The 12,715-nt window shown below is 70.6% G+C and carries 16 protein-coding genes; 6 read left to right on the forward strand and 10 right to left on the reverse strand.

What is annotated here, in order from left to right; all coding sequences use genetic code 11:
* Window positions 1–15: 15 nt before the first annotated feature.
* From ychF to AB9M23_RS15470, 5 genes are all read right to left on the reverse strand, one after another.
* Entirely contained in the window at window positions 16–1,113 is a 1,098-nt protein-coding gene (gene ychF / locus AB9M23_RS15450; RefSeq protein ID WP_372425458.1) for a redox-regulated ATPase YchF, read from the reverse strand.
* Between the two features lie 22 nt (window positions 1,114–1,135).
* A complete protein-coding gene (locus tag AB9M23_RS15455; RefSeq protein ID WP_372425459.1) occupies window positions 1,136–1,579 on the reverse strand; it encodes a PIN domain-containing protein in 444 nt (147 codons plus the stop codon).
* Complete coding sequence (locus AB9M23_RS15460) at window positions 1,488–1,793, reverse strand: hypothetical protein (protein WP_372425460.1); 306 nt, start codon at window positions 1,791–1,793, stop codon at window positions 1,488–1,490. The genes AB9M23_RS15455 and AB9M23_RS15460 overlap by 92 nt, the downstream gene beginning before the upstream one ends.
* Before the next feature lie 87 nt (window positions 1,794–1,880).
* Window positions 1,881–2,486, reverse strand: coding sequence for an aminoacyl-tRNA hydrolase (gene pth, locus AB9M23_RS15465; RefSeq protein WP_372425461.1), 606 nt, complete (start codon window positions 2,484–2,486; stop codon window positions 1,881–1,883).
* An 83-nt stretch (window positions 2,487–2,569) separates the two neighbouring features.
* Window positions 2,570–3,202, reverse strand: a complete 633-nt coding sequence (locus AB9M23_RS15470) for a 50S ribosomal protein L25/general stress protein Ctc (RefSeq protein WP_372425462.1) — start codon at window positions 3,200–3,202, stop codon at window positions 2,570–2,572.
* A gap of 208 nt (window positions 3,203–3,410) precedes the next feature.
* Between AB9M23_RS15470 and AB9M23_RS15475 the strand changes: the two genes are divergently transcribed.
* Together AB9M23_RS15475 and AB9M23_RS15480 are read left to right on the forward strand one after the other, a co-directional pair.
* The gene (locus AB9M23_RS15475) at window positions 3,411–3,659 is read left to right on the forward strand and encodes a colicin E3/pyocin S6 family cytotoxin (protein ID WP_372425463.1); all 249 of its coding nucleotides are present in this window, start codon (window positions 3,411–3,413) and stop codon (window positions 3,657–3,659) included.
* The gene (locus AB9M23_RS15480; protein ID WP_372425464.1) at window positions 3,656–3,919 is read left to right on the forward strand and encodes a DUF7683 domain-containing protein; all 264 of its coding nucleotides are present in this window, start codon (window positions 3,656–3,658) and stop codon (window positions 3,917–3,919) included. The genes AB9M23_RS15475 and AB9M23_RS15480 overlap by 4 nt, the downstream gene beginning before the upstream one ends.
* A 13-nt stretch (window positions 3,920–3,932) precedes the next feature.
* On the opposite strand, the gene AB9M23_RS15485 is transcribed toward AB9M23_RS15480, so the two are convergent.
* Together AB9M23_RS15485 and AB9M23_RS15490 are read right to left on the reverse strand one after the other, a co-directional pair.
* The gene (locus AB9M23_RS15485) at window positions 3,933–5,147 is read right to left on the reverse strand and encodes a DUF2336 domain-containing protein (protein WP_372425465.1); all 1,215 of its coding nucleotides are present in this window, start codon (window positions 5,145–5,147) and stop codon (window positions 3,933–3,935) included.
* The gene (locus tag AB9M23_RS15490; RefSeq protein ID WP_372425466.1) at window positions 5,144–6,103 is read right to left on the reverse strand and encodes a transglycosylase SLT domain-containing protein; all 960 of its coding nucleotides are present in this window, start codon (window positions 6,101–6,103) and stop codon (window positions 5,144–5,146) included. The genes AB9M23_RS15485 and AB9M23_RS15490 overlap by 4 nt, the downstream gene beginning before the upstream one ends.
* Before the next feature lie 132 nt (window positions 6,104–6,235).
* On the opposite strand from AB9M23_RS15490, the gene AB9M23_RS15495 reads away from it, so the two are divergent.
* The 4 genes from AB9M23_RS15495 (at window position 6,236) to AB9M23_RS15510 (ending at window position 8,652) form a co-directional block, all read left to right on the forward strand.
* Entirely contained in the window at window positions 6,236–6,721 is a 486-nt protein-coding gene (locus tag AB9M23_RS15495; protein WP_372425467.1) for a MaoC family dehydratase, read from the forward strand.
* A gap of 10 nt (window positions 6,722–6,731) precedes the next feature.
* Entirely contained in the window at window positions 6,732–7,598 is an 867-nt protein-coding gene (locus tag AB9M23_RS15500; protein ID WP_372425468.1) for an HpcH/HpaI aldolase/citrate lyase family protein, read from the forward strand.
* 123 nt (window positions 7,599–7,721) lie between these two features.
* The gene (locus AB9M23_RS15505) at window positions 7,722–7,937 is read left to right on the forward strand and encodes a hypothetical protein (protein ID WP_372425469.1); all 216 of its coding nucleotides are present in this window, start codon (window positions 7,722–7,724) and stop codon (window positions 7,935–7,937) included.
* Between the two features lie 337 nt (window positions 7,938–8,274).
* On the forward strand, window positions 8,275–8,652 hold the full coding sequence (locus AB9M23_RS15510) for a helix-turn-helix domain-containing protein (RefSeq protein ID WP_372425470.1): 378 nt from the start codon (window positions 8,275–8,277) through the stop codon (window positions 8,650–8,652).
* A 4-nt stretch (window positions 8,653–8,656) separates the two neighbouring features.
* Here AB9M23_RS15510 and AB9M23_RS15515 read toward each other — a convergent pair whose 3' ends face one another.
* The 3 genes from AB9M23_RS15515 to AB9M23_RS15525 all read right to left on the reverse strand — a co-directional run bounded on the left by AB9M23_RS15515 (window position 8,657) and on the right by AB9M23_RS15525 (window position 12,708).
* The gene (locus AB9M23_RS15515) at window positions 8,657–9,895 is read right to left on the reverse strand and encodes a Zn-dependent hydrolase (RefSeq protein WP_372425471.1); all 1,239 of its coding nucleotides are present in this window, start codon (window positions 9,893–9,895) and stop codon (window positions 8,657–8,659) included.
* Window positions 9,896–10,157: 262 nt separating this feature from the next.
* The gene (hydA, locus tag AB9M23_RS15520) at window positions 10,158–11,618 is read right to left on the reverse strand and encodes a dihydropyrimidinase (RefSeq protein ID WP_372425472.1); all 1,461 of its coding nucleotides are present in this window, start codon (window positions 11,616–11,618) and stop codon (window positions 10,158–10,160) included.
* A 79-nt stretch (window positions 11,619–11,697) separates the two neighbouring features.
* Window positions 11,698–12,708 (reverse strand): ABC transporter substrate-binding protein, encoded by a 1,011-nt coding sequence (locus AB9M23_RS15525; RefSeq protein WP_372425473.1) that lies wholly within the window; start codon window positions 12,706–12,708, stop codon window positions 11,698–11,700.
* Window positions 12,709–12,715: the final 7 nt, after the last annotated feature.

Genomic DNA, 12,715 nt, shown 5'->3' on the forward strand with positions numbered 1-12,715 from the left:
CCGCGACGCGATGCATCAGGGCGCGAAGCGGAAGTGCATCACGTCGCCGTCGCGCACGACGTACTCCTTGCCCTCGAGCCGCATCTTCCCCGCCTCGCGCGCGCCGGCCTCGCCCTCGAGCGACACGTAGTCGTCGTAGGCGATGGTCTCGGCGCGGATGAAGCCCTTCTCGAAGTCGGTGTGGATGACGCCCGCCGCCTGGGGCGCGCGGGTGCCGGTCGCGATCGTCCAGGCGCGGGCCTCCTTCGGCCCGACGGTGAAGTAGGTGAGCAGCCCCAGCAGCCGGTAGCCGGCGCGGATCACGCGGTTGAGGCCGGGCTCGGCGAGGCCGACCGCCTCGAGATAGTCCGCCTGCTCCGCCTCGGGGAGGACCGCGATCTCGCTCTCGATCTTGGCGGAGACCACCACCGCCTGTGCGCCCTCCTCCTTCGCCCGGGCGAAGACGCGCTCCGAGAAGGCGTTGCCGGCGTCCGCCGAGGCCTCCTCGACGTTGCAGACGTAGAGCACGGGCTTCGCGGTGAGGAGCTGGAGCATGTCGAAGGCGCGGCGCTCCTCCGCCGAGACCTGCACGAGCCGCGCGGGCTTGCCGTCCTGCAGCAGCACGAGGGCGCGCTGGCAGAGGTCGAGGCTCTCCTTGGCCTCCTTGTCGCCGCCCTTGGCCTTCTTCTCGAGGCCCGTGACGCGCCGCTCGAGGCTGTCGAGATCGGCCAGCATCAGCTCGGTCTCGATGGTCTCGATGTCGGCGACGGGGTCGATCCTGCCCTCGACATGGGTGACGTCCTCGTCCTCGAAGCAGCGCACCACGTGGGCGATGGCGTCGACCTCGCGGATGTTGGCGAGGAACTGGTTGCCGAGCCCCTCCCCGCGCGAGGCGCCGCGCACCAGGCCAGCGATGTCGACGAAGGTGAGCCGGGTCGGCACGATCTGCGCCGACTTCGCGATCGCGGCCAGCGCATCGAGCCGCTCGTCGGGCACGGCGACGTCGCCCACGTTGGGCTCGATCGTGCAGAACGGATAGTTCGCCGCCTGCGCCGCGGCCGTCTGCGTCAGCGCGTTGAAGAGCGTGGACTTGCCGACGTTCGGCAGCCCGACGATGCCCATGCGAAAGCCCATGGCGGTTTTCCTGTCTCGTCTTTCAGATGTCCCGCAGGACGGTGTCGATATCGGCTGCGAACGGGTCGACGATCAACATGCCGTCGACCGATCGCCCATTCTGGAGGTCTTCTGTGAGGACGATCTCGCAGCCGAAGTCCAGCGCTGAGGCCAGCATGACTGAATCCCACCAGGAAAACCTGTGCAGCAACAGCAGATCGATCGCGGCTCGCGTGGTGTCGGCGTCCATGCGTGCACGGCAGAACTCGGAATAGTCGCGAGCCTTGTCGAGGACGTCGAGAAGCGGAAGAAACGAGTAGCGACGCGTGAGCACCGAGACGAATTCGTCGATGATTTGCGGGCTTACGACGAGGGCTTCCCGCGCCGCAAGCCTCTCAATCCATGCGGTGGCGATCGCCGCCTTCGTCGGATCGTCCGTCTGAAGCGGATAGATCAGGACGTTCGTGTCGACGAAGACGCTCTTCATAGATCTCGTCCCGCTTCGGCAGCGGGCCCCCGCCCAGCTTCCACTTCGGCCCCTTCAGGAGGTCGGCGACGACGTCCGCTTGACTGCGCTTGCGACCGAGCTTCATCTCGACCGTCTCCGAAACGTACCGCGACAGGCTCTTCCCCTGCTTCGCCGCCTCGACACGTGCTCGCGCGAGCACGTCCTCATCGAGGGTGATCGTGACATTCTTCATGCCCGCGCTCCATTCACGAAAACACGAGATTCGTGTTGCAGTGATGTCGTGCAGTCCCGGTCGAGAGTCAACGGTGCGGTCCCCTGCTCACTTCTCCCCCGGGCGCTTCACGTCCCCCCAGCCGCGCCCCTCCATGGCGAGGTGGACCTTGTTCTGGAACGAGGCGTCGTCGCTCTTCGCCAGCAGCTCGGCATGGTCCGCCACCGCGCGGCAGAGGTCCTCCACCCACGGCTGCTCGGACTTGGCGAAGTCGTTGAGCACGTATGCGTGCACCAGCGCCTTGTCGCCGGGATGGCCGATGCCGAGGCGCACGCGGCGATAGTCGTTGCCGCATTGCGCCGTGATCGAGCGCAGCCCGTTGTGGCCGGCGTTGCCGCCGCCCTTCTTCATGCGCAGCTTGGCGGGGGCGAGGTCGAGCTCGTCGTGGAAGACGCAGACGTCGTCGAGCGGGATCTTGTAGAAGCGCATCGCCTCGGCGACGGCGCGCCCGCTCTCGTTCATGTAGGTGAGAGGCTTGACCAGCAGCACGCGCTCGCGTCCGACGAGCGCCTCGCACGCCTCGCCCTGGAAGCGGCGGCGCCAGGGCGCCGCGCCGTGGACACGGGCGATCTCGTCGATGGCCATGAAGCCGATGTTGTGCCGGTTGCCGGCGTAGCGGGCGCCGGGATTGCCCAGCCCGACGAAGAGGCGCACTCGACCCTCCCCCGAAACGGCGAAGCGCTCCGGCCCTTCGGCCGGAGCGCGCGCACGAAACAACCTGTCGAGAAGGGCCCGGATCAGCCCTCCCCCGCCTCGCCGCCCTGCGCCTTCTCGGCGGCCTCCTGCTGGAGCGCCTCGCGGACGCCCGCCGGAACGGCGATGGTGGCGATGGTGAAGTCGCGGTCCTGGATCACCGGCGTGACGCCCTTGGGCAGGGTCACGGCCGAGATGTGAAGGCTGTCGCCGATGTCGAGCGTCGCGATGTCGATGTCGATCGAATCCGGGATCGCGTCGGCGGGGACGTTGAGCTCCACCGTGTGGCGCACGACGTTGAGCGTGCCGCCGCGCTTGAGCCCGACCGACTTCTCCTGGTTGACGAAGTGCACCGGCACCTCGACCGCGATCGTCTGGCCCCGGCCCACGCGGAAGAAGTCGACGTGGATCGGCATGTCCTTGACGGGGTCGAGCTGGTAGTCGCGCGGGATGGCGTGCTCCGTCTCGCCGCCCACCTCGATGTCGAACATCGTGGTCATGAAGCCGCCGGCGTAGATCAGCTTCTTGGTCTCGTTGAAGTCGATCTCGATGGCGCGCGGCGGCTTGCCGGCACCGTAGACGACGGCGGGAATCCGGCCTTGGCGACGGGCTTCGCGGGCGGCCCCCTTGCCGACCCGATCGCGCGCCACGGCCTGGAGAGTCTTGGTCTCGGACATGGTCGTGATTCCTCGATGGTGCTGGAAACGACGAAAGCCGCCAACGCGGCGGCCCGTCGCGCGCCCGTGCCTCCAAGGGTGTCTAGCGGGCGCGAGGGCGGCTTATAGGCGGGTTTTCGAGAGAGGGCAAGGCGGACGGCTCTTCGTGTACCGGATTGACAGGTGCGTCGCACGCAATCAGCACAGAAACAATATAGAAGTCGTGTTTATGTCGCCCAAGACACCTCCTCCGAAGCTGCCGGCGTTCCCGAGCGCTCGCCGGGTTCGCGCCAAGACCCGCTTCGGCCGGACGCGCGAGCGGGCGCGCTGGCGGGATGATTGGCGGATCTACGGATGGGACTACCAGCACGGCCGCGTGGAGGTCTATGATCTGCGCGGGCGGCACTTGGGAGAGTTCGACTCGGTGACGGGCGAGATGACCAAACCCGGCAACCCCGCGCGGAGGATCGAGCCATGACCCAGCGCATCGTTCACGAGCTCGTCGGCTACCACCCCGCCACGGACGAATGGATCTGGTCGGTCGAGCTTCTTCGGGACGGCCTCGAAACGATCAAGCGCATGATCGAGACGGACGAGGACGACCCGGACGCGATCGGCTCCTACCCGGTCGATTTCGCCATCGCGACAGACATAGCCGGCCTCGTCGGCGCCGGCCCGCTCGACCCCGCGCTCGTCTACTACATGGAGCCCTACGCGGAGGCGTCGGCGCCGGCCTGAGGCGCACGTGCGCTCAGGCCGCCACGCCGAGCCGCCGCGAGCGGATCGCCTCGACGATGCCGCGCTCCACGTGGGCGAGCGCGACGTCGAGCGCGGCGTCCTCCGCCATCGCGCGGCTCGCCTCGCGGGCCTCCTCGCGCGCGGCCTCGACCTCGTAGCGGCGCAGCAGCACGAGGAGCTTGCCGGCCTCCTCCGCGGGCAGCGTGGCGCAGGCGGAGAGCACCCGCTCGACCATCCGGCGCGAGAGCTGCGCGCCGCCGCTCGCCCGGTCGCCCTCCGGCTCGCGCAGCGCCGACAGCGCCGCCTCGAAGGCGGGCAGCAGCGCCGGCGGCAGCTTCGCGCGACGATACAGCGCCGGGAAGCCCGCCCCGCGCGGGTCGTGCAGCAGCGCCACGACGCGCTTCGCCGGCATCTCGGCGAGATCGGCGAAGGCGGCCTCGGCGAACGGCATGGCGCGCGAGAGGATGGCGCGCAGAATCATCGCCGGGGTGAGTTGGCCCGAGCGGCGCAGGTGCGCGACGAGGCGCAGCGCGTCCGCCTGGGGACCGGCGGAGAGCGCGACGGTGGTCTTCTCCCGCGCCTCGCGCACCACGCGCGCGCCGCGCTCGGCCGAGAGCCAGCCGCAGCCGACGACGAAGCGCTCGAGCCGCGCTGCCACGGCCACCGCGATGGTCTGGCGCACGTCCACCGGGCAATCGGCGCGGGCGAGCAGCGCCTCGCGGATAGCGGGCTCCTCGCCCAACCGCTCGTGGATGCGCGCGAAGGTCGAGGACGCGAGGCCCGCGCCCGGATTGCCGAGGAGCTCCTCCACCGCCTGAGGGCAGGCGATCTCGGCGAGCGCCGCCGACACGGCCGAGGAGAGCCGCGGGCGCAGCGCGATCGCGGTCTGCACGAAGTCGTCCCCGAGCGCGGCGCAGTCGACGAGGTCGGCGTCCGTCAGCAGCGGCGAGCGGGCGAGCACGAGGGCGGCGATGCCGCTCTGGTCGGACGCGAGCGCCACGACGAGGTGGCGCGGCGCCTCGGGCGCGTTCGCCACCGCCTCCGCCAGCGCCCGCCGCACGAGCGGCGAGGGATCGTCGAGCATCGCGGTGAGCGCGGTCTCGGCGTCCCGGCGGTCGGCGGGGGCGAGGTCGCCGTAGAGATAGGCGCGCGCCAGCGCGCTCACCGCCTCGGCGCGGTCGCCGGGGGAGGCCGTGCGGGCCCACAGGAGGAAGCGCCGGACGATCATCGCGTCCCCCGGGCCACGGCGGCGAGGTCGAGCGGGCCGTCGCCGCGGCCGGCCGCGCCGCGGGTCGGGGCGCTCGAGAGCGGGACGGACGCTGCGGGTGCCGCGGCGGGCGTCGGGAGAGCGCCGTCCGGTGGCGCGCTCCATAGGCTCGCCACCGCCCCGGAGACCGGGCCGGGCGCGGCGGCGTCCGTCCGGAACAGGCCGTGGAACGCGGGCCCGTCGCGGCGGGCGAAGGCGAGCGGCGCGTCGGCGCCGAACGCGGGCGCGGCGCCGTCGCCCGCGGGCGTCGATCCGGCCGCGGCGGCGTGGGTGCGCGCGGCCTCGTGAGCATCGGCGATCGCGCGGTAGAGCGCCGCCGCCGAGCGTGGTGTGCCGGCACGGTCGCGGAACAGCGCCGGGTTCGCCTCGGCCGCGCGCGGGAAGAGCGTCTCGGCGGGCGTCTGCGGCCGCTCGCCGGCGGCGCGGATCAGGGTCGCGGCGCCGCTCGCGCCGAGCACGTGGGCCACGGCGAGGTCGGCCTCGCTCGGCGCGCGGCCGAGCGCCGACGCGAGCGCGGCCGCGTTTCGGTTGGTCAGCGCGCCGGCGAGCTGCGCGGCCAGCCGCGGGTCCTCGCGCAGGGCGAGGATCTCGGCGCGCTGCGCGGGATCGGGCACGTGGTAGCGCCCGTCCGGCCCGCGCACGACGGCGCGCGCCTCCTCCGCGAGACCGAGCCGCGGCCCCTCGCTGTCGACGAGGCCGAGCCAGGTCTGCTCGATGAACTGGAACAGGCCCGTGGCCGAAGAGGTGCTCGCCTGCGCGGAAGGGTCGAGCGCCGATTCGCGTTGCGCGGTGGCGAGCAGGTAGTCGAAACTGAGCCCGTTCGCCCGCGCGCCGTCGCGGATGGCGTCGACCACGGGGGGAGGCACCGCCGCTCCGGTCGGGCTCGTCTGCGCGGGAAGCGAGGTGAACAGGAACATGGCGCGCCGCGGGTCCTCGGGCCCGGTCGCGGCCGACGGGCGCGGCTCGGGTCAGGTCGCGAGCATCGCCCGTCATGGTAAACGAAGGATTTAAGGGGCGCGGCGAGCGCGCCCGCGAGGAGGATGCACGGCATGGTCGACGAGGCGCGGCGCCACCCGAGGGGCGGGATCTACTTCGAGGACTTCGAGCCGGGCGCGGTCATCCCCCATCGCCTCACCCGCACGGTGACGCAGATGGACAACATGCTGTTCTCCAACATGACGCTCAACCCGCAGCCGCTGCACATCGACGCGCATTTCTGCGAGACGCAGACGGAGTTCGGCCGCCCGCTGATGAACTCGCTCTTCACGCTGGGGCTGATGATCGGCATCTCGGTGAACGACACGACGGTGGGCACCACCATCGCCAACCTCGGCATGACGGACGTGACCTTCCCCGCGCCGCTCTTCGAGGGCGACACCGTGCGCTGCGAGACCGAGGTCGTCGAGAAGCGCGAATCGCGCTCGCGCCCCAACGCCGGCATCGTCACGTTCCGCCACAAGGCCTACAAGCAGGACGGCACGCTCGTCGCGCAGTGCACGCGCCAGGCCTTCATGCTCAAGCGCCCGACGGCGTGAGGGGGAGCGGATGCGGTCGTATCTCTTCGTTCCCGGGGATAGCGAGAAGAAGCTCGACAAGGCGCTCGGCGCGGGCGCCGACGCGCTGATCGTCGACCTGGAAGACTCCGTCGCGCCCGGCGAGAAGGCGCGCGGGCGCGCCGTGGCCGCGGCCTTCCTCACGCGCGCCGGCGCGGTGGAGGGCCGCCCCCGCCTCCTCGTGCGCGTGAACGCGCTCGACACCGATCTCATCGGCGCCGATCTCGACGCGGTGATGCCGGCAACGCCGGACGGGATCGTGCTGCCGAAGGCGTCCGGCGGCCAGGACGTGGCGCATCTCGCGGCCCTCGTCGCCGTGCGCGAGGCGGAATACGGCCTGCCGGACGGCGGCACGGTGGTCCACGCCATCGCCACCGAGACGGCACGCGCCATCTTCGGGCTGGGCAGCTACGGCGGCGCGAGCCATCGCCTGCGCGGCCTCGCCTGGGGGGGCGAGGACCTCTCCGCCGATCTCGGCGCGGAGAGCAACCGCGACGACGCGGGCGCCTGGACCGAGCCCTACCGGATCGCGCGCAGCATGCTGCTGTTCGCCGCCGCCGCCGCCGAGGTCGACGCGATCGACGGCGTCCACACCGCCTTCCGCGATCTCGACGGCCTCGCCGCCGAGTGCCGCGCGGCGCGCCGGGACGGATTCACCGGCAAGCTCGCGATCCACCCGGCGCAGGTCCCGGTGATCAACGAGACCTTCACCCCCTCCCCTGCCGAGGTCGCCCGCGCGCGCGCCATCGTCGCTGCCTTCGAGGCCGATCCCGGCGCGGGCGTGGTGGCGATCGAGGGCGAGATGATCGACATGCCGCACCTCAAGCGCGCGCGGCGGGTGCTCGCGCGGGCGGGGTGAGCCGGGCGCGGGCGGCGACCCGGGACCGGGCATCCGGGTTCCCATCGACAGGAATATTCCCGCCCCGCTCCGAACTTCCGGAAAGCTCGGGCGTTGTCTGCCCAGCATGCAAGGAGGCACGACATGTCGGAACAGGCGCGGTTCTCGCTGGGGGACAAGGTGAAGCTCGTCGCGGACGAGCGGCAGATGATCCGCATCCATCCCAACCAGATGGCCCTGACCTACGAGATCATCCGCATCGTCCCCGGCGAGCGCGACGGCGAGGCCGTCTACCACATCAAGAGCGAGCGCGAGCCGCACATGCGCGCGGTGGACGAGAGCCATCTCGCGCAGGCGTGAGCGCGGGTTGCACGCCGGCGGACGCAGAGGGGACCTCACCACCTGAGGTCCCTTTTTCTTTCTACTGGGGCATGTATTTGACTCCATAGAACGGCCGTGCGAAGAAATTGCATGAGCTGGCGGGTCGTCTTTCATCCGGAGTTTGCGGAAGAGATCGCGCGCATGGATCGGGGCGTGCGCATCGAGCTCGTCTCCCAGACGCGCTGGCTGGAGCAGTTCGGGCCGCTGGCGAAGCGACGGGGCAAGCTCAGAGCCGATTTTACCGGTGGCTCGTCACGACGGCGGATCGACGCGTCGCAGACCACCTGGACGGCCGACTTGCCGAGGGAGATCGCTGATGTACGTGACCCTGCAAGAGATCATCGACCGCCTTCCACCGGACGAGCGCGCCGAGGTCGAGCGTCGCGCCGCGGAGCTGATCGGCGAGGAGATGACCCTGCGCGACTTGCGGCGGGCGCGGGAGCTGACGCAGGCGCGGATGGCGGAGCTGCTCGAGATCGGGCAGGACTCGGTCTCCCGGCTGGAGCAGCGCTCCGACCTGCTGCTCTCCACCCTCTCCGACTATGTCGCGGCGATGGGCGGCCGGCTCGAGCTGGTCGCGCGCTTCACCGACCGCCCGGACGTGATCCTCACCGGCTTCGCCGCCCTCGCCGACGAGGACGACGCGCCGTTGGATCGCGCTCCGAAGCGCAAGCGCGGGCCGAAGGCGGGGTGACCCCTCACGCGAACCGCGCGTCGTACTCCAGGAGCGCGTTCAGCAGTACCTGCGCCCCCGCGGCGCATTCCTCCATCGACGTCGACTCCGCCTCGTTGTGCGACAGCCCGCCCTCGCAGGGCACGAACACCATCGTCGTGGGCGCGACGCGGGCGGTGTAGGCGGCGTCGTGGCCGGCGCCGGAGATCATGTCGCGGTGAGGGAAGCCGGCCTTATCGGCGCCGTTGCGGACGGCGGCGATCAGGTCCGGGTCGAACTTCACCGGCGGGCTATCCCACACCTTCTTGTGCTCGACCTCGAGCCCGATCTCGGTCGCGACCGCCTCGATGGCGGCGTCCAGCTCGGCCTCCATCCGCGCGAGGACGGCGTCCTCCGGGTGGCGGAAGTCGACGGTGAAGAACACCTGGCCGGGGATCACGTTGCGCGAGTTCGGTGTCACCTCGAGCAGCCCCACCGTGCCCACCGCGTCGGGCGCGTGCGCGTGCGCGATGGCGTCGATCAGGTCGACCAGGCGCGCGGCGCCCACGAGCGCGTTCTTGCGCAGGCGCATCGGCGTCGAGCCCGTATGCGCCTCGCGGCCCGTCAGCGTCACCTCGTACCAGCGCATGCCCTGGACGCCCTGCACGACGCCGATCGTCTTGCCCTCGGCCTCCAGGATCGGCCCCTGCTCGATGTGCAGCTCGAGCATGGCGGAGAACGTCACCTCGCCCGGCTTCTTCGTCCCGCGATAGCCGATGGCGTCGATCGCTTGCCTGAAGGTGACACCCTGGCGATCCTCGCGGCTGTCGGCGAAGGCGGTGTCGAAGACGCCCGCGTAGACGCCCGACCCCAGCATGGCCGGGGCGAAGCGCGAGCCTTCCTCGTTCGTCCAGTTCACCAGCATCAGCGGCGCGTTGGTCTCGTAATTGAGCGCGTGGAGCGTACGCATCACCTCGAGGCCGCCGAGCACGCCGAGCACGCCGTCGAACTTGCCCCCGGTCGGCTGGGTGTCGAGGTGCGACCCGATGGCGATCGGGGCCACGTCGGCGCGCTTGCCGGGGCGGGTGGCGAACATGTTGCCGACCTCGTCCACCTCGACGGTGCAACCGAGCGCTTCGCATTCGGCCTTGAACCAGTCGCGGATCGTCTTGTCGAGATCGGTGAGGGTGAGCCGCTTGATGCCGCCCTTCTGCGTCCCGCCCACCTTCGCGGTCTCCATCAGGGTGTCCCAGAGGCGCTGGGCGTCGATCGTGAGGTTCTGCATGGGTCGTTTCTCGTTGTGTCTGATCACCGGCGACGGACCCCACCCCTGATCCGCTACGCGGATCGTCCCCTCCCCTACCGGGAGGGAGAGGCGCGCCGCGCCGCTCGTTGATCCTTCCCTGTAGGGGAAGGTGGATCGGCGCGAAGCGCCGGGACGGATGGGGCGCGCCGAAGGCGCGTTCCGCGTAGCGGAAACCGGGAAGGGCACGGACCCCGCCCCGGATCCGCTTCGCGGATCGTCCCCTCCCCTGAAGGGAGGGAGCTTACGGCACCACCGTGCCGTGCTCGCGCGCGATCGGCCGCGGCGCGGTGAGCGCCTTGAAGGTCGCGAGCGCGCGGGCGGGCGCGGGGAAGGGCTTCCGCGCGATGAAGGTCCCCCAGCCGCGCTCGGCGAGCACCTCGCCGTTCTGGGCCGCGAGGCGCCCGCGCAGGAACACCTTCGCCGGCAGGCCCTTCAGCTCCACGCCCTCGAAGACGTTGTAGTCGATGCGCGAGACCTGGGACGCCGCAGAAATGGTCTTCGTCGCCTCCGGATCCCAGATCACGATGTCGGCGTCCGCGCCCTTGCGGATCGCGCCTTTGCGCGGATAACAGTTGAGGATCTTCGCGGAGTTGGTGGAGGTCGCCGCCACGAACTCGTTGGGCGTGAGGATGCCGGTGTTGACGCCCTTCGACCACAGCACGGGCATGCGGTCCTCGAGACCGCCGGTCCCGTTGGGGATCTTGCGGAAATCGCCGTGCCCCATGCGCTTCTGCTCGCTAGTGAACGAGCAATGGTCGGTCGCCACCACCTGCAGCGAGCCCGCCTGGAGGCCCGTCCAGAGGCTCTCCTGGTGCTTCTTCGGGCGGAACGGCGGGGACATCACGCGGCGCGCGGCGTAGTCCCAGTCGACGTTTTGGTAGTCCGTTTCGTCGAGCGTCAGGTGCTGGATCAGCGGCTCGCCGTAGACGCGTTTGCCGGCGGCGCGGGCGCGCGCGATGGCGTCGTGGGCATCCTTGCACGACACGTGCACGATGTAGAGCTGGCAGCCGGCCATGTCGGCGATCATGATTGCGCGATTGGCCGCCTCGCCCTCCACCTCGGGCGGGCGCGAATAGGCGTGGAACTCGGGCCCGGTCATGCCGCGGCCCATGTAGTCTTCCTGCAATTGCGCGACGACCTCGCCGTTCTCGGCGTGCACCATCGCCATGGCGCCCAGATCGGCGCAGCGCTTGAAGGAGTGGAAGAGCACGTCGTCCTCCACCATCAAGGCGCCCTTGTAGGCCATGAAGTGTTTGAAGGTGTTCACCCCGAGCTCGCCGACGATGGTCGCCATGTCCTCGAAGATCTCCGGCGTCCAGTCCGTGATCGCGAGGTGGTAGGAATAGTCGCCCGCCGCCTTCTCGGACTTCGCCCGCCAGTCGCGATAGGCCTCCGTCAGCCGCTGCCCGGCGCCGGGGATGCAGAAGTCGACGATCATGGTGGTGCCGCCGGAGAGCGCCGCCTTCGTGCCCCACTCGAAGTCGTCCGCCGACACCGTTCCCATGAAAGAGAATTCCATGTGCGTGTGCGGGTCGATGCCGCCGGGCATGACGTAGGCGCCCGTGGCGTCGATCACCTCGGCACCCGCCGGCACCTCGAGGTCCGGGCCGACGGCGAGGATGGTCTCCCCGTCGACGAGCACGTCGGCGCGCTCGGAAATGTCGGCGTTGACGACCGTTCCGCCCTTGATGACGAAGGCCATGGGTCCCTCCCCTGCAAACTCGGTTCGTTGACGGCGTGGGGACCGGCCGCGCCCGGCGGCCGGTCCCGGGATCATGGCCTCACAGGCCGGCGGCGTCGACGATCGCGTGCGTCCAGGCGCCCTCGGGAGCGGCCGAGATCACGGGGCTGTCGCCCCCCGAGGAGAGCAGCGTCTCAACGGTCTGCTCGTAGGCGGCCGGGTCGAGACGGCCCGCGCCGTCGCCGGTGGCCAGCAGCTTGGCGATCTCGCCCATCATGCGCACCTGGTGCTCCTCGGTCTGGGCGCCGCTGGCGTCGTTCTCGAGGACGATCATGGCCGCCTCCTCGGGGTTCTCCCGGGCGTACTCCCAGCCCTTCATCGAGGCGCGCACGAACTTGGCCATGGCCTCGACGAACTCCGGATCGGAGAGCCGGTTCTCGTCCACGTAGAGCCCGTCCTCCAGCGTGGCCACGCCCTGGTCCGCGTAGGGGAACACGACGAGCTGCTCGGGGGTGAAGCCCGCGTCGATGACCTGCCAGTACTCATTGTAGGTCATGGTGGAGACGCAGTCCGCCTGGCCCTGGATCAGCGGGTCGACGTTGAAGCCCTGGCGCAGCACGGTGACGCCGCCGTCCGAGCCGTCGGTGGCGAGGCCGAGCCGCGACATCCAGGCGAGGAACGGGTACTCGTTGCCCGCGAACCAGACGCCGAGCGTCTTGCCCGCGAAATCGTCCGGCGAGGTGATGCCCGTATCCTCGCGGCAGGTCAGCATCATGCCCGAGCGCTCGAAGGGCTGGGCGATGTTGACGAGCGGCACGCCGCGCTCGCGGGCGGCGAGCGCCGCGGGCATCCACTCGACGATGACGTCGGCGCCGCCGCCGGCGATCAGCTGCGGCGGTGCGATGTCCGGGCCGCCCGGGTTGATGGTGACGTCGAGGCCCTCCTCCTCGTAGTAGCCCTTCTCCTGCGCCACGTAGTAGCCCGCGAACTGGGACTGCGTGACCCACTTCAGCTGGAGCGTGATGTCGGTCGTCTGCGCCTGCGCGCCGGCCGTCAGGCCCACGAGCAGCCCGAGACCCGCGGCCCCGGTGAGCACCGTCTTCTTCAGCATCGTCCTC

The sequence above is a fragment of the Salinarimonas chemoclinalis genome, assembly GCF_041514305.1.
Lineage (GTDB): Bacteria > Pseudomonadota > Alphaproteobacteria > Rhizobiales > Beijerinckiaceae > Salinarimonas > Salinarimonas chemoclinalis.